Annotated in this window: 17 protein-coding genes; 7 read left to right on the top strand and 10 right to left on the bottom strand. The window is 31.4% G+C overall.

The features are described from left to right. Positions 1–20: 20 nt before the first annotated feature. From Q0678_RS09020 to Q0678_RS08995, 6 genes are all read right to left on the bottom strand, one after another. Positions 21–1,067, bottom strand: a complete 1,047-nt coding sequence (locus tag Q0678_RS09020) for a nuclease-related domain-containing protein (protein ID WP_299056885.1) — start codon at positions 1,065–1,067, stop codon at positions 21–23. A 150-nt stretch (positions 1,068–1,217) separates the two neighbouring features. Next, entirely contained in the window at positions 1,218–1,874 is a 657-nt protein-coding gene (locus tag Q0678_RS09015; protein ID WP_299056883.1) for a hypothetical protein, read from the bottom strand. A 49-nt stretch (positions 1,875–1,923) separates the two neighbouring features. Then, a complete protein-coding gene (locus Q0678_RS09010) occupies positions 1,924–3,081 on the bottom strand; it encodes a tyrosine-type recombinase/integrase (protein ID WP_299056881.1) in 1,158 nt (385 codons plus the stop codon). 100 nt (positions 3,082–3,181) lie between these two features. Then, complete coding sequence (gene mscL / locus Q0678_RS09005) at positions 3,182–3,592, bottom strand: large conductance mechanosensitive channel protein MscL (protein ID WP_299056878.1); 411 nt, start codon at positions 3,590–3,592, stop codon at positions 3,182–3,184. Between the two features lie 45 nt (positions 3,593–3,637). After that, positions 3,638–4,741, bottom strand: a complete 1,104-nt coding sequence (alr, locus tag Q0678_RS09000) for an alanine racemase (protein WP_299056876.1) — start codon at positions 4,739–4,741, stop codon at positions 3,638–3,640. Between the two features lie 28 nt (positions 4,742–4,769). Beyond that, on the bottom strand, positions 4,770–5,408 hold the full coding sequence (locus Q0678_RS08995; RefSeq protein ID WP_299056874.1) for a thymidine kinase: 639 nt from the start codon (positions 5,406–5,408) through the stop codon (positions 4,770–4,772). Positions 5,409–5,564: 156 nt separating this feature from the next. On the opposite strand from Q0678_RS08995, the gene Q0678_RS08990 reads away from it, so the two are divergent. Both Q0678_RS08990 and Q0678_RS08985 read left to right on the top strand, forming a co-directional pair. Beyond that, on the top strand, positions 5,565–6,305 hold the full coding sequence (locus Q0678_RS08990) for a hypothetical protein (protein WP_299056871.1): 741 nt from the start codon (positions 5,565–5,567) through the stop codon (positions 6,303–6,305). Between the two features lie 11 nt (positions 6,306–6,316). After that, complete coding sequence (locus Q0678_RS08985) at positions 6,317–7,300, top strand: glycosyltransferase family 4 protein (protein WP_299056869.1); 984 nt, start codon at positions 6,317–6,319, stop codon at positions 7,298–7,300. Here Q0678_RS08985 and Q0678_RS08980 read toward each other — a convergent pair. Continuing rightward, positions 7,297–7,650: an arsenate reductase family protein gene (locus Q0678_RS08980; protein ID WP_299056866.1), complete on the bottom strand. Its 354-nt coding sequence runs from the start codon at positions 7,648–7,650 to the stop codon at positions 7,297–7,299. The two genes, Q0678_RS08985 and Q0678_RS08980, sit on opposite strands and share 4 nt — an antisense overlap. A gap of 40 nt (positions 7,651–7,690) precedes the next feature. Between Q0678_RS08980 and Q0678_RS08975 the strand changes: the two genes are divergently transcribed. Then, positions 7,691–8,146, top strand: a complete 456-nt coding sequence (locus tag Q0678_RS08975) for a DinB family protein (RefSeq protein WP_299056863.1) — start codon at positions 7,691–7,693, stop codon at positions 8,144–8,146. A gap of 60 nt (positions 8,147–8,206) precedes the next feature. Next, on the top strand, positions 8,207–9,355 hold the full coding sequence (locus tag Q0678_RS08970; RefSeq protein WP_299056860.1) for an aminotransferase class I/II-fold pyridoxal phosphate-dependent enzyme: 1,149 nt from the start codon (positions 8,207–8,209) through the stop codon (positions 9,353–9,355). Positions 9,356–9,383: 28 nt separating this feature from the next. Here the strand turns inward: Q0678_RS08970 and Q0678_RS08965 are convergent, their stop codons facing one another. The 3 genes from Q0678_RS08965 to Q0678_RS08955 all read right to left on the bottom strand — a co-directional run bounded on the left by Q0678_RS08965 (position 9,384) and on the right by Q0678_RS08955 (position 15,434). Further along, positions 9,384–12,362: a T9SS type A sorting domain-containing protein gene (locus Q0678_RS08965; protein WP_299056857.1), complete on the bottom strand. Its 2,979-nt coding sequence runs from the start codon at positions 12,360–12,362 to the stop codon at positions 9,384–9,386. A 177-nt stretch (positions 12,363–12,539) separates the two neighbouring features. Then, positions 12,540–14,438 carry an amidophosphoribosyltransferase gene (locus Q0678_RS08960; RefSeq protein WP_299056855.1) on the bottom strand — a complete coding sequence of 633 codons (1,899 nt, stop codon included), beginning with the start codon at positions 14,436–14,438 and terminating at the stop codon, positions 12,540–12,542. 69 nt (positions 14,439–14,507) lie between these two features. Continuing rightward, a complete protein-coding gene (locus Q0678_RS08955) occupies positions 14,508–15,434 on the bottom strand; it encodes a PfkB family carbohydrate kinase (RefSeq protein WP_299056852.1) in 927 nt (308 codons plus the stop codon). 155 nt (positions 15,435–15,589) lie between these two features. On the opposite strand from Q0678_RS08955, the gene Q0678_RS08950 reads away from it, so the two are divergent. The 3 genes from Q0678_RS08950 to Q0678_RS08940 all read left to right on the top strand — a co-directional run bounded on the left by Q0678_RS08950 (position 15,590) and on the right by Q0678_RS08940 (position 16,964). Continuing rightward, complete coding sequence (locus Q0678_RS08950; RefSeq protein WP_299056850.1) at positions 15,590–16,009, top strand: SufE family protein; 420 nt, start codon at positions 15,590–15,592, stop codon at positions 16,007–16,009. 31 nt (positions 16,010–16,040) lie between these two features. Next, a complete protein-coding gene (locus Q0678_RS08945) occupies positions 16,041–16,361 on the top strand; it encodes a DUF59 domain-containing protein (RefSeq protein ID WP_299056847.1) in 321 nt (106 codons plus the stop codon). A 96-nt stretch (positions 16,362–16,457) separates the two neighbouring features. Next, positions 16,458–16,964, top strand: a complete 507-nt coding sequence (locus Q0678_RS08940; protein WP_299056844.1) for a DUF2480 family protein — start codon at positions 16,458–16,460, stop codon at positions 16,962–16,964. Positions 16,965–16,970 lie beyond the last annotated feature (6 nt).

Below are 16,970 nucleotides of genomic sequence, written 5' to 3'. Positions count from 1 at the left end.
TGTTGGCTGTAGTTTTTTCATTAAATCAATTTATTTGTTATTCTATCTATTTGATTTTCCGTTAAAACAGGTTCGAAATAACTTATATAATCATTAAGTTCGTTTAAGAGTTTAATTTTTACATACTTAAATTTACCTTTTGGCTTATTATTAATCATAACAATAAGATTTCGTATTGGAATTTGTTGTTCTCCCCAATGATGTTCATTTAATGTTATATTTTCGGAGATATAGACATAAAGTGCAAAATTTGACCTTTCAATTTGTTCAATCGGCGACCTTAAATTAATAGTATTGACTGATGATTTGCTCCAGTTTTTTGTTTCTATTATAAAAATTCCTGCTTTTGAAATTAAAAGGTGATCAATTTGTACAGAGTATATCCTTTGATTATGCTTTTTGTAAAAAATTGGACGAGAAAAATTTAAATTGAAATCATTAATTAATACATATTCATCTGAAAGTTTCTTAATTTCTTTAACTACTAAATTTTCTCCTATTGCTCCTGAAATTAGATTTCTTGAGTTTTCTAAAACATTTCGTGTATATTCTAATTTTTCTATTTTAGATTTTGCTCTTTTTTCAATTAAATTTTGTTTTTTAGTTTCGTATTTTTTTATGAAAATCTCATCATTTTCAATGTTTCTCGTTATCTCTTTTACCGAAGCACTTAATAATTCATTTTTATTTTTAATGAAGTAATTCAATTGCTTTTTTAGAGAATATAGTTTTACAGTTGAGATTATTTTTTTTAGAAAGTTAATATTTTTCGTATTAATAATATTAACTTTTTTCAGTAAATCAGAAATTCGATTATCAATTTTTTCAGTTTCTAAATTGATTTTTTCAGTTTTGTTATGTATTCTTCGTTTTAGATTAGAACATGTTTCAGAATATTCTTTTTCTAATTTATCTGATTCATTATTAAGAACAGTGAGTTTTTCTGAATTATAATTTGATAAAAAATCTTTAATTTCTTTTACAGAATTAAATCTGGAAATTCCATTATTCTCTAATTCAGATTTTAGAGATTTCAGTGATTCTATTTTTCCGTATATTCTTGCCATTTACGAATTTCTCTCAAATTACAGCCAACGTTCTTGTGTATGATTAGTTGCTTGCTCTCAAGCACTAAAGTTACTAAATATTTACTGACTTGAAAATCTGCGAAGATTTTCGGAAAATGCCCAAAACCAAGCAATTAATTATACACGGTGTTACCACCAGTTTTTTATTCCGAGCAATTCTTTCATTCGGTCGTTATATCTATATAGAATTCGATGTTCTTCCAAAATTCCATACATTTTTTCGGGATACTCAATTTCAAATCGATATTCTTTAGATTTTAATTCCAATTGTTCAATAAATTTATTCGAGTATTCAATTCCATTTCCAAGTAAGTATCTTTTTTTTCCAGCATAAAAGTCCTGTTCAGCCTTTTTAGTGTTGAATTTAGTATAGAATTCAGGTGCTTTTGTCGAATCGATTTTATTTGAAATATGATAATCATAAATTTCAAATTCGAGACTATCTTTTATCCCAAGACCTTCCATAAACAAAAATTCTTCTCGTAAGTCTTTTGTTTTAGGATTTACAGTTATACTACAATAAGTAAAATATCTTTTTGGGATTTCAAAAATTCCACGAGAGTTAGTTTTCAGTCGTATAGTGTCTTTCTTATTTGTAATTAAAATATTGTGTTCTCTTTTATTCAAATACGCTAGAGTAGAGTCAGTTGTCGATTCCGTGAATTTGTCGTTAGTATCTCTGTATTTTACAACTGTCACTTTTCCAACTTTCGTTTCCTGCGCAAGTATATTTTGGAATATTCCAACTGTTAGAATTATTAATATGTTTTTTAAAATGCGATTCATTCAAATTGGTGGTAACTAGTTATATTAAATCAAATATAAGGGATTTTACCTAAAAATTTCGGGATAACAAAACATTTCCCTTCTCATTATCAACTTTTTGTGCTTTTTGTAAAGCAATATCTAGTGGGTTTTGTATTTCCATTAAATCCTTTCGCTTTACATGGGTGTAAATCATTGTAGTCTCTGGTCTGGCATGTCCTAATAAAGACTGTATGTATCGTATATCTACTCCGTTCTCTAATAAATGAGTTGCGTAGCTGTGTCTCAAAGTGTGTGGTGTTACCCGTCTTTTAACATTCGCTTTTAAACAACTTTTTCTTAAAAATTGTCGTACGCTCTCTGCACTGTATTTTTGATTATTATTGCCTTCAACAAAATATATTTTTGGTAAATAGCTGTAGTAGTAATTAGATAATAAAGGCATAAAACTATCTGCTAAACTCACATATCTATCCTTTCTGCCTTTACCTTCTTTTACTATCAATTGTTTTCTCTCTAAATTAAAATCGGCCAAACGTAAATTAATCAATTCGCTAATTCTTAATCCACAAGAATATAACAATGCTATAATTGCCCGGTGTTTTAAGTTTTGTGTAGCGCTAATAATTCTTAAAACTTCTTCTTGAGACAATACATTGGGTAATTTTTTCGACTTTTTTGGACGCTCTAAGACTAAATTATCAATTTGAGTATGCGGATAAAACACAGTAAATAATTTTAAAGCACTTATAAATTGTCTTTGTGTGCTAATCGAATATTCTCTTTCTATAAAAACACTTTCAATAAATAAATCGACATCTTTTGATGTTAAATTATTCAATTCGTTTTTTGTATTAAAACCAATAAAATCGGCCATAAAATGGGTGTAGGTACTAATTGTACTTGCACTGTATCTTTTACCTTTTAAATAAAGATAAAAACTATTTAGCAACTTTTTCTGATCAATATTTAAGTCTCTTTTAAATAACTTTTTAGAAGATAAGTTTTTGGTATTTAATTGAGTAACATCTTTAAGGGCAGCTTTAATTTTTATCAAGTTATTGCCATTGTCTTCGGTGTACCAACATTTTAAAGTCGAACTCCAGTATACAAAAGGCATTTTTCTTAAATAATTTATTAAAGTATTATTGTAGGGGAATTTTAATAAAAGTTGTTTCTTTTTCTTGAATATCTTTTCTTCAAAATTAATGATTGGTAGCGCTTTCATCTCTTTTTCATTTGTTTAAAAGTACAAAAAAAATAGCTCAAAAGCAAAAATAAAGGCGGTCTATATAGGCCGCCTTTATCATTTTAATGTAATAAAAAAGTTATTTTTTAGATAACAAATCTCTAATTTCGGCAAGTAATTCTTCTTGAGAAGGCCCTTTTGGTGCCTCTGGTGCAGGTACTTCTTTCTTTTTAGTTTTATTGTAAGATTTGATCATTAAAAACATTACAAAACCTACAATAACTAAATTGATAATACTATCTATCCAAGCACCATATAAAATTGCATTTTCTGGTGTAGCTACTTTTCCTGTAGCGTCTAAAACAGCTTCAGTTAAAATAAATTTCTTGTCAGAAAAGCTAACACCACCAGTAAATAAGCCAACTACAGGCATTACAATGTTGCTTACAAACCCTTTAACAACACTGCCAATTGCACCTGCCATAATTACTGCAACAGCAAACTCGATAACGTTACCGCCAGTAATAAATTCTTTAAATTCTTTAAACATTTTTTTATTTTTTAATTAATGATTAGATAGCGAATGTACTAAAAACTATTCTCTTTTTAATTTTTTTTGCACGCGTGCAGAAATTGCTGTTAAGGTTTCGTAAGGTATTGTTTCTGATGCGTTTGAAATATGTTGTATCATTTCTTGCGAATTAAATATCACAACCGCATCGCCTTCTTGGCAATCAATTAGGGTAACATCAACCATAATCATATCCATACAAACGTTGCCAATTATTTTTGCTTTCTTATTATTAATTAACACATATCCTTTGTTATTACCCAACTTTCTAGACAAACCATCCGCATGGCCAATGGGAATTGTAGCGGTTTTACTTGCTTTTTTAGCAACAAAAGCTCTGTTGTAACCAACAGTTTCTCCGGGTTCTATCAAATGAATTTGAGAAATGATAGAAGTTAAATTATGAGTGTTTTTTAATGCAGCAGTTTCAGTTTCATCATTTCCAAAACCATACAAACCAATCCCTATTCTTACCATATCAAACTGCGCTTTTGGGTAATTAATTACACCAGAAGTGTTTAAAATATGCAACATAGGTTCATAACTAAGATGACTGTAAAATTGCTTAACAATATAGGCGAAATTATGTATTTGATTGGTAGTAAATTCTTGCTCCTCTGGGTCTTCGCTAGCTGCTAAATGAGAAAACAAAGATGCAACTTTAATATGTGATGTTTCTTTAAGACTACTAAGTATTTTAGGGACATCTGTATGCCAAAACCCCAATCTATTTAAACCAGTATTAAATTTTATATGCACAGGATAATTCATCAAAGGAGCCTCGTCTGCAAGCTTTAAAAATGCATTAAAAATTTTAAAATTATATAAATTTGGCTCCAATCTATAAGAAATGATGGCTTTTAAATTTGGTATTTGCGGGTGCAATACCAATATAGGTGTTTTTACACCAGCATCTCTTAAAGCAATGCCTTCTTGGGTGTATGCTACGGCAAAATAGGCAACTTTGTCTTCTAAAAATTTTGCAACTTGTACTCCATCACTGCCATAGCCAAAAGCTTTAACAACTGCTAAAATTTTTGTTTCTGGGGCTAACTTTTTCTTAAAATAATGTAAGTTGTGTTCTAAAGCAGTACCATTTATTTCTAAAACCGTAACATTTGTATTCATAGTTGTTAAATGCTATAATTGCTCTTTTTTATGATGTTTTGTTTTCTTCGGATGTTATTTCTTCGGATGCTATATCAGACGATTCTGCTTGCTTTTTAAGGGCTTTGTAATAAGCAGCTCTACTAAGTGGTTCGTAAGATTGAGTTTCACCCAGTAAAACTAATGCGTCATTTTTTGCTTTTCTAAAACTATAATGTGCCAAATTACCGGTATGAGTACAAACAGCATGCACCTTGGTAACATACTCTGCAGTAGCCATTAAGGCAGGCATTGGACCAAAAGGATTTCCTTTAAAATCCATGTCTAGACCCGCAACAATAACACGAATGCCTCTGTTGGCTAGGTCGTTGCAAACAGACACAATTTCATCATCAAAAAATTGGGCTTCATCAATACCAACAACATCAACATCATTTGCTAATAAACGAATATTTGATGCTATTTGTACTGGTGTAGAACGTATTCTGTTATCATTATGAGAAACAACTTCTTCTTCATCATATCTAACATCAACCGAAGGTTTAAAAATTTCTACACGCTGTTTTGCAAATTGTGCTCGTTTTAAACGTCTTATTAATTCTTCTGTTTTACCAGAAAACATAGAACCACAAATTACTTCTATCCATCCAAATTGTTCTATGTGATTTACTGTATTTTCGAGAAACATTTTGTATTTTTATGCGTTAGAATTTTAAAGTTAAAATCAACCTTATTTTTTAAACAAATTTAAGATTATTTACTCATATAAAAGAACATCAATTTACAACTTATGCACAAAAGATTAGAAACCGATTTAATAAGTTTAGCGCATAGCATATTAAAAATGAAAAATAAAGCAGATGTTTTTGCTTTAAAAGAAAAATCTAAAGAGCTCTACGAAAAATTATCGGTATTGGCTTTTGTAGAAGAATACGTAAATACAACCCCTAATTTAGAAGAAACAAAAGAAACATTAACCAAATTAGCAACGGTTGCTTTCGAAATTAAACAGACCAAAGAAGAGATACAAGAAGTAGCAGTAGAAGAGGCAATTGTAAGCAAAGAGGAAATAACCAACTTGGTTGCCGAAAAAGAAGAAATAACTGAGCCAGAAATACCAGCAAAAGAAATCTTAGCAGAGGCTGTAGTAGAAGAAATTAAAGAACAACCTTTTGATGAATTAGAGCGTATATTATCTTCTGAAGAGGTTTTTACAGAAGAGAGTGTTGTAAATTCTGTGGAAACAGAAGCACCCAAACAAGTTTCTTTAGAAGAAGAATTAAAAGATACTATTTCTGTGGATGAAATGGCAACTTTGTTCGATTTACCTGAGTCAAAATCTTTAAATGATACCTTAAATTTAAGCATACAAATTGGTTTAAACGATCGCATTGCGTTTGTTAAAAACTTGTTTAACGACAGTCAAGAAGATTTTAATAGGGTAATGTCTCAATTAAACTCTTACAACACAGAAAAAGATGCGAAAAAGTTTATTTCTAAAATGGTAAAGCCCGATTATAATTGGGAAGGGAAAGAGGATTTAGAAACTCGTTTTTTAGAAATTATAACACGCAAATTTGCTTAAAAATATTGCTCTTGAAACCTATTTTAATTCATACTCATTTTCATAAACGAAGAACAGGTGTTACGCGAAGTATCGAAAATGTATTGCCTTTTTTAAGTAAAAAGATTGAAACCTATATCTATGGTTATAATGTAGATGGATTAAAAATTTCTAAAGGCGACTTAAAAAAACTCTTATTTTCGAAAACAAAAGTTGTAGTTCATTGCCACAGAAATAACGAACTTTTAAGAATGTTATTTTATAGGTTTTTAGGAGCTAAATTCACTTTAATTGCAACCAGACATTCAGATACAGAACCTTCTTGGTTAACAATGTTTTTGTTGAAAAAAGCAGATAAAGTAATTACGCTTATCGATCAGATGGGTAAAAATTTAGGAATTAAAAATACGGTTATAGGGCATGGTGTTAATGTGCAGCAATTTACACCTAAAAATGAGGTTGTTTTAAAAGAAGTTGCTAAAAAAAAGATCATTCTTTGTGCTGGTAGAGTTCGAAAATCTAAAGGACATTTAACACTTTTAAATGCTGTCAAAGTTTTAAAGAAACATAAAGATTGGGCTTTAGTAGTTGTTGGCACTGTAGATAAGCCAGCTTTTTTAGCCGAGTTAAAAATAATATCACAAACATTTGAAATAGATAAACAAGTTTACTTTATACAAGAAACAACCAATATCGTTTCTTATTATCAAGCGGCTAATATTGTGGTAGTGCCAAGTTTTACAGAAGGATTTTCTTTGGTTACGCTAGAGGCAATGTCTGTAGGTTGTTCAGTAATTGCCACAAAAAATGTTGGAGTGCATTCTACATTAATAAAGCATGCAAAAAATGGTTATCTGTTTGCACCAGGAAATGTTGTAGAGTTAGAGAATCTTTTGTTAAAAATGATAGAAGATAAAGCCCTAAACACAGGTACACAGGCTAGAGAAACAATTTTAGAACATTGGAGCGCTCAAAAAGAAGCAGAAAATTTATTAAAGTTGTACTTATCGGCTTAAATTTTAGCTAATTTTTCTTTTAAAGCCTCAATTACTTTTTTGCTATTACCTATAAAAATTTCTTGATCAACCATAAAAACAGGGCGCTTTAAAAAAGTGTATTCTTCTAAAATTAATTGTTTGTAATCTTGCTCGCTAATTACTTGCTCTTTTAAATTTCTGGCTTTGTACAACTGCGCTCGTTTGTTAAAGAGCGCCTCGTAACTACCAGCTAATAAAAACATTTCTTCTAGCTGATTGGTTGTAATAGCGTTTGTTTTTATTTCTTGAAGCTCGAAATTAGTAGTGTTTACTTCTTTTAAAATTCTTTGGCAAGTACTACAAGTTTTTAAAAAATAGACTTTCTTCATTTTAATAAATTATATTTACACTTCAAAATTACACATAAAAATGAAAATACAATTCGAAGTTTTAAAAAAATCTAGAGAGCTTGTTTTAAAAGAATTAGATAATTTAACATTAGAGCAAATACATACCATACCTAAAGGATTTAAAAATAGCATTGCTTGGAATGTGGCTCATTTAGTAGTTACACAACAATTGCTACATTATAAATTAGCAAACTTAAACTGTTTGTGTCCAGATGAATTAATTGCCGAGCACAAAAAAGGAACCTTACCAACAAAAGTTTTTACAGAAGAAGAGTTTGATGAGGTAAAAGATTTATTAATAGGTTTACCAGATACTTTAGAAGAAGATTTTAATGCAGGTATTTTCGAAAGCTATTCAAATTATCCAACAAGTACAGGCATTGTTTTAGATTCTATGGAAACAGCCATTACGTTTAATAATTTTCATGAAGGTATTCATTACGGAATTATTAGAGCCATCAAAAAGGTTTTATAATATTTAAAAAGGCTTTTTTATTTTGATGAATTAGGTGAATAACAATAAAGTTTCAAAAAAATGAAATTTAATACCAAAGCCATTCACGGTGGCCAACAAGTAGAAAAAGAGACAGGTGCTTTGGCTACCCCAATATTTCAAACCTCTGCTTATGCAATTCAAACACCTGGTATTGCACAAGAATACACGTATTCTAGAGGAAAAAATCCGACAAGAACTGCCTTAGAAAATAAATTGGCGGCCATAGAAAATGGTACAGCTGCTTTTGCTTTTTCGTCGGGTTTAGCAGCTATAGACTGTGTTTTAAGAACACTTAAACCAGGAGATCAGATAATAACAGGCAATGATTTGTATGGTGGTACCTATCGTTTGTTTGCAGATGTTTTTGATACATACGGATTGCAATTTATCTATGTAGACCAGTACAATGTAAAAAACATTACAGATAAGATTACAGACAAAACAAAGTTAATCTGGTTAGAAACTCCTACAAATCCGTTAATGAAAATTGTTGATATTAAGGCGGTAAGCACTGCGGTTCATCAAATTGATTCTTCAATTTTAGTAGCTGTAGACAATACTTTTGCAACACCCTATTTACAACAACCATTGTCTTTAGGTGCAGATATAGTGATGCACTCTGTAACAAAGTATTTAGGCGGTCATAGCGATTTAATTATGGGTGCTTTAATTGTTAATTGTAAAAAACTTGCACAAAAGCTACATTTTATTCAGTTTGCAGCTGGGGCAATTGCAGCACCAATGGATTCTTTTTTAGCGTTAAGAGGTATTAAAACCTTGCATATTAGAATGCAACGTCATTGCGAAAACGCAAATAAAATAGCTCATTTTTTAAAGAAACATCCAAAAGTTGATAAGGTATATTATCCGGGTTTTAAAGAGCATTTAAATTATGAAGTAGCCAAAAGGCAAATGAAAAATTTTGGAGGTACCGTTTCTTTTGAGTTAAAAGATAAAACGAGTGCAGCAACAATTTGTTTTTTAAAAAATACGCAACTTTTTACTTTGGCAGAATCTTTGGGCGGTGTAGAAAGTTTGGTAAATCATTCTGCAACCATGTCACATGCATCAATACCAAAAGATAAAAGATTACAAATGGGTATTACAGATTCTTTATTGCGCTTAAGCGTGGGTATAGAAGATGTAGATGATTTAATTGTAGATTTAGAACAAGCACTAACAGCGTAAATAATTATTAGCTTTTATTACAATTTATCTAATAAAATTTTTTATTAATGACCCCTTTATCGGTTGTAATAGAAATAAAATAGATAGCCTCTTTTAATAGAGTAGTACTTAAAATAATTTTTTTCAACTTAAGTTTTTCTTGAGTGTTAACTGTTGCTACTTGCTGTCCTAAAAAATTATAGATACTTATTTTTTTAACAAGACTATTACTGTTATTAACGACAGATAGTTTTTTGTTATTTCTATTATGAGAAACTGTAAAATGAGTATTTAGTAGTTGGTTTTCTTCTAAATTTAAAACAGACTCTTTAAATGCTACATAAAACCTGTCATCGTAATTACCAGGAGAAAGCGTTAGAGTTGCATTGGTATCACTTAAATTATAGATTAAATCTGTTTGTTTATCTTTTAAATACACATTTTCAGAAATACCATATTTTTCATCTAATTTAAAAGTAACTTCTTTTAATTCTGATGCATATACCGAAAGTGGTATCACTAAATCTGAATTGTAATTTTCGATTCCGGTAATCACAAATGGCTCTTCTTTGTCATCAACTTTAAGCGCAATATCTGTGGGTTTTTTATCAAACATAATTGCATCATAACCATTCTCAAACCCTTGTGTAAGTCCTCTAAAACCAATGGCTAATTGACGTTTATAGGTTTCTGTGTCTGATGTGTTAAACTCAAACCCAATTCGTAATAAAGGAAAAGAAGAGTTAGTTACAGACGATCTACTAAAAAAGGTTGAGTTTGCACCCAAAGTTTCAAAGACTCTTTGCCCGTTATTAAATTCAACAACTCCAGAGCCTGAACTAGTTCTGCCTACAAAAAAACCTTGACCGACTGGTATAAATTTTTGGGGACTGATACCACCATTAAAAGGAGTTCCCATGCCAATGACTCTTGTAGCATAACCACCAGAATATTCGCCTACGTAATGAGAGTTATCTGTAGCCGATGAGTTGTAAAAATACAGTGTACCATCTATGGCATTTTGATTGTCTGTTAAAAAGATATCTGCATCTATTGCCGAAGGATATGGATTGCCTAATAAACTGTAGTTGCCAGAATTTATGGTAGATGTATAGGTGCCATCATTTGGGATTCCTTTAAATGTAAAATTTTGAACACCGCCTCCAGTACTTTTCATATTAAAACCTTCGCCTGGGTTCAATTGTTCTGTTGTAGGACTTATTGGGTACGTCCAATTAGTATCATCTACATGCTTGGCCAACCATCGTCCACTAATAGTAATTGGGCTTGTTTTAGAACCATCTAATGTGTGTATGTCTGTAAAATTTATATTTGGCGGATTCGTAGAAGCAGTTGTTGGTGAAGAGCCGTCCTTTAAAACTCCAGAAATTGTATATGTAGCACCGTTGGTTGTAACAGGTGAAGACCAATAACCCGATTGATAAGTGTTAACGGTTATGCTCTGTTGATCTCGATACAAATTACCAGAACCAGTTACTTGACTGCCACCATTTTGCATTTGTATCAATTGAGCATCGCCAATCAAACGAATTTCTCCATCTAACTGAATTCCATTAGCAACCGTTACACTTTTTGCAGAAGCTACAACTAATGTACCACCAGTTTCTACTTCAACATCTTTAACACTGGCATTTTCTGTAAGTTGTACAGAGCCATCTGCGGTAGATTTTACCAATAATTTTAAACAATTATCTGAAACTGAAGGCGCGTTTGCAGTACCAGAGCCATTGTAAAATTGAGTATTATCTAACACTATTTGTTTTGGAAATTCTATGGTAAAGTAATCGTTGTCTAAAAAAGCGACATTGTTTGCTTGGTATAAGTCTGTTCCTATAGGGAGTAGATTATAACTAGCGGTTGGCGATAACAAATCACTATCATTGTCTACAATTAATTTTAGATTGGCGCAAGATGGTTTATTAGATAAGTTTATACCCGATAAATCTACAACAACGCTAACGGTACCTAAATTATTTCTTTTGCTAACACGCCATTTTGCAGAAATTATTTCTTTGTAGTTGTTTGTAGTGGCTGCAAAGGTTAGGTTGCCTTTGGTATTGCTTCCCCAGAACAAAAAATCATCATCGTTTAAATTACTTGGGGTATTCATTCTAACAATACCAGTCCCTTTAGAATCTGTGTGATTAGATCCGTCTGTTGCCTGACCAATACCGGCTACATGATGATCAAAATTACCATTGGTTGGCGTGTCTTCATCATAATAATCATCTGATGATAAAGAAAACCCGTACTTGGAAGCCAAATAATTATTAACAATTATTCTTTTTGCAGTATTTAAAACGGTATTAAACATAATGATATCTCCCATTTTACCATTAAAATAAAATTTTGGTGGATTTTGGTCATTTGCTCCAGCACCAACTCTAAATGGTTTTGTGGTGTTTAAAGTCATCTCTCCACTACTAGTTCCTTTTAGAGTATTATTTATAAAGATTCTTTTGCCGTTTGTACCACTTTTATAAAATATGCTCTGAATAGTCCAAGAACCAACGGTAGATGTACCGCTAAATGTTTTAAGCCATTCTCGAATAGATGTTGAACCTGTCCAAAATACCCACTCATTTGAATCTGGATACGAATACAAAATAAATCCTTTTTTACCTGATGATGCATCTCTACTAGAGATTACTGCTTTGTAATCTGTTGTTGAATTTATATTATTTACAGCAAAAATACTAAACGTGCTTGGGTTTAAATCGCTCTCAAATGATTTGTCAAAAAAATTATTATTTCCGTTAAACAAATAGGAATTATAGCCGTTTACATCAGCTGTATTTAATGTTGCCCCATTACTCGAGCTAAAATCATACCCATTCCCAGATTGATCTGTCCAAGTATTTCCAGTATTAGAACCTTTGTCAGGGTTTAACCACAATACTAAATTAGAAGATCCATCGGTTTTACCAACTCCTCCTGGGCCCGTTTGTGCAAAAGTGCTAACGAAGCATAAAATTAAAGCAAATAGAAAACAATGAGTCCTAATCAATGTGTAGGGTTTTATACTTAAAATTAATTTTAAATAATGACTTTTACGATGATTACACCTTTGTAAAAAAAATAACATCCCTTTATAATTTTTTTATACGTTAAGGGGGATGAAATCGAAATTCGGTCTTTTTAAATTATTCTTGCTAAATTATTAAATTTTAAAATGATACACAAATTAATAAGCTCTCTCGTTATTACCCTCATAGAAGTTTATAAATGCTTGGTTTACCACACGATGCCCGCCATCTGTTGGGTAATCTCCTGTAAAATACCAGTCTCCTAAATTGTCTGGGCATGCAATGTGCAAGTTTTCTACAGATTGATAAATAACCTCAACCGTTGCATTAATACTGTCTGTTTTTAACATTTGCGCAATCTTAGCAGATACTTGCTCTCTAGTAAAAGGTGCATAAATCTCTTTAACATGATTTACAATTTTACTGTCTGGCAAGTTTTTTTGAGCAATCGATTTTTGATATACTTCATCTACAATATGGTATTGATTGGTTTCTTTTAACAAAGCCAATGCAGCTCTAAAAGCAATAAAATCTTCAATTTTTGCCATGTCAATTCCGTAACAATCTGGGTATCGAATTTGAGGTGCCGAAGAAACCACAACAATTTTCTTTGGATTTAAACGGTCTAAAATTTTAATAATACTTTTCTTTAACGTAGTTCCTCTAACAATACTATCGTCTATAATTACCAAGTTATCGGTTGGTTTTACAACACCATAAGTTACATCATACACATGCGCAACCAAATCGTCTCTAGAATTATCATCTGCAATAAACGTTCTTAATTTTGCGTCTTTAATGGCAATTTTTTCAAAACGTGGTCTTTCAGATAAAATTTCAGTTACTTTTTCTGCGGATAATTTAGTGCCACCTGCTAAAATTTTAGCTGTTTTTTGTTGATTTAAAACGTCTTCTGCAGCTTCTGTCATTCCGTAAAACGAAGTTTCTGCTGTGTTTGGAATGTAAGAAAAAACCGAATTTGTAATGTCGTTGTCAATCGATTTTAATATTTCTGGAAACACTAGTTTTCCTAAGTTTTTTCGTTCTTCATAAATAGACGCATCACTTCCTCTAGAAAAATAAATACGCTCAAAAGAACAAGCCTTTTTCTCTTTCTGATCTAAAATAGATTTTACATCAATTTGTCCATCTTTTTTAATAATCAAGGCATGTCCTCTTTCTAATTCTTGCACTTTATCAATAGCAACATTAAAAACCGTCTGAATTACAGGTCTTTCTGATGCAACCACCACAACTTCATCATCTTGATAATAAAAAGTAGGTCTAATTCCGGAAGGATCTCTTAAAACAAATGCGTCTCCATGCCCCACTAAACCAGCCATTGCATAACCGCCATCCCAGTTTTTAGCAGAACGTTGTAAAACATTTTGCAAATCTAAATGCTCTTCTATAAAAGGCGAAGCGTCTTTTTTATTAAAACCAGCTTCTTTTGCTTTTATGTACAAACCAGCAACTTCATCTTCTAAAAAGTGTCCAATTTTTTCCATTACAGTTACCGTGTCTGTAAACTCTTTTGGATGTTGCCCCAACTCTATCAACTCTTCTAGCATTTGCTTAGAGTTGGTCATATTAAAATTACCGGCAACAATTAAATTTTGATGTTTCCAGTTAGACTGTCGTAAAAATGGATGCACACTTTCGATACTATTTTTACCAAAAGTTCCGTAACGGACATGTCCTAAAAACAAGTTGCCTACATACGGCATGTTTTCTTCTTGCCAAGCTACATCGTCTTTTTTTGTTGGGTTTTCTTCTAAAACACCGTTTAAACGATCGTTAATTTGCCCAAAAATATCTTGTATCGGTTGCGATTGATTAGAACGAACTCTACTAATATACCTAGTTCCTGGGTTTACGTTAAACTTAACACTTGCAAAACCTGCGCCATCTTGCCCACGGTTGTGTTGCTTTTCCATTAACAAATACATTTTGTTAATTCCGTAAAAGGCAGTTCCGTATTTGTCTTTATAATATTGTAACGGTTTTAACAATCTAACCATTGCAATTCCACATTCGTGTTTTAAAGCATCACTCATCGGTTTCTAGTATTTCGTTGTTGTGTTATGTAAAAAAAAAATCCGCGTGTTTAAACGCGGATGTATTTGTTAATTTAATTCTATATCAAATTGTGTTAATTCTTTAAAAGCTTGCAAACGCGCTGCAACCTCTTCTTTTGTTAACTCTTGCATGCGTTCTGTACCAAATTTTTCTACACAGAAAGAGGCAAGGTTAGAGCCATAAATAATGGCGTTTTTCATATTTTCGAAAGAAATGTCTTCTGTTTTTGCCAGATAACCACAAAAACCACCTGCAAAGGTATCTCCTGCGCCTGTTGGGTCAAAAACTTCAGCTAAAGGTAAGGCTGGTGCAAAAAACATTTTACCATCATTAAAAAGTAAAGCACCGTGCTCACCTTTTTTAATAACCACATATTTTGGGCCCATTGTATGAATTTTCTTAGCAGCATTTACCAAAGAATATTCTCCGCTTAATTGACGTGCTTCTTCATCGTTAATGGTAATAACATCTACTCTTTTTAACACCGTATGTAAATCGTCTAAAGCAATATCCATCCAGAAATTCATGGTATCTAAAACCACTAATTTTGGTTTTTCTGTCATTTGGTCTAATACAGAAGCTTGTGTTAATGGGTGTAAATTACCCAACATTACAATACCAGCATCTTTAAAACTTTCTGGTACAACTGGTGTAAAAGTTTCTAAAACATTTAACTCTGTAATTAACGTATCACGAGAATTCATATCGTTATGATATTTACCACTCCAAAAGAATGTTTTTCCGTTAGGGTCTATTTCAATACCATCCGTATTAATGCCTTTCGCATTCATCATTTTAATATCAGTATCTAAAAAATCTGCTCCAACTACAGATACAACTCCGGTTTCTATACCAAATTGAGACGCTGCCAAACCTACATAGGTGCCAGAACCTCCTAATATTTTATCTGTTTTTCCGAAAGGAGTTTCAATAGCATCAAAAGCTACCGTACCAACTGCTAATAATTTACTCATTCTCTATATTTATAATTTTACTAATAAACACCCAATTTTTATTGGCTATTTTATCTAAAGATTCCTCAATTTAAAGGAATCAGAATTTAAATTTAATCCGTATTTTTGTATTTTGAAATATACTTTTTACGAAACCACAAAAATAAGTTTTAAAAATGACTATCAAAGAAATACAAGAAGAAATTATTGACGAGTTTTCGATGTTTGATGATTGGATGGAACGTTACGAATATATGATAGAACTTGGTAAATCTTTGCCTATTATTGACAACAAGTATAAGTTGGATGAAAATTTAATTAAAGGCTGTCAATCTAAAGTATGGTTGTATTCTGAGTTAGAAAATGAAACGATTAAATTTACAGCAGATAGTGATGCCATAATAACAAAGGGTATTGTAGCATTATTATTGCGTGTTTACTCGAACCAAAAGGCATCAGCTATTTTAGCAGCAGATACAAATTTTATTGACGAAATTGGTTTAAAAGAACATTTATCGCCAACAAGAGCAAACGGATTGGTTTCTATGCTAAAACAAATAAAAATGTATGCTATTGCACAGCAAGCTAAAATGTAAATATTTTAAGTGCATTTAAAAACACATAAAAATGACAGATAAAGAATTAGAAGAGATAGGAGATAAAATTGTAGGAGTTTTAAAAACAATTTACGATCCCGAAATACCAGTAGATATTTATGAGTTAGGTTTAATTTACGATGTTTTTGTATCCGAAGAAAATAATGCAAAAATATTAATGACCTTAACGTCTCCTAACTGCCCAGTGGCAGAAAGTTTACCTAGAGATGTAGAAGATAAGGTAAAATCTTTAAAAGAGATTAATGAGTGTGAGGTAGAAATTACTTTCGATCCTACTTGGACAAACGAAATGATGAGTGAAGAGGCGAAGTTAGAATTGGGGATGCTTTAAATTTGTGATTAGTACTTAGTAGTTAGTGGTTTGTGATTAGTAGTTTGTATTTAGCAAAAAGTATAAAAATCACACAACTTTGAAACTTAAATAAAAATGGAAGAAATAATTAACAGGGTTGCCAATAGCAAACTTAAAACATTTGATTTAGAGGAAATTTATCCAGAAGGAAAACGTGTTTTATTTGATGTAAAAGATTGGTTGTTTCAAGAGTTAATTTTAAAAGAAAAAGATTTTAGAGCATCTGTTAAAAACCATGATTGGTCTCAATATAAAAATTGTTTTGTAGCTGTTACTTGCTCTGTTGACGCCATAATACCTTCTTGGGCATTTATGCTAGTAGCTGCAGAATTAATACCGCATACAAATAAAACAGTTATTGGTAATTTAGAATTGTTAGAGACCGTTTTGTACCAAGAATTATTAGAATTTGTAGATTTTAGAGACTATACCGACAAACCGGTTATTATTAAAGGATGTGCAGATAAACCAATACCTAGCGCTGCTTTTGCTTTTTTAATTGCAAAATTACAGCCTATTGCCAGTTCTATTCTTTTTGGCGAGGCATGTTCTACCGTGCCTATCTATAAAAATAAAAAATAAGATTAC

The organism is uncultured Polaribacter sp. (assembly GCF_947497125.1).
Taxonomy (GTDB): Bacteria; Bacteroidota; Bacteroidia; order Flavobacteriales; family Flavobacteriaceae; genus Polaribacter.
This window is presented reverse-complemented; position numbering and strand designations above follow the sequence as displayed.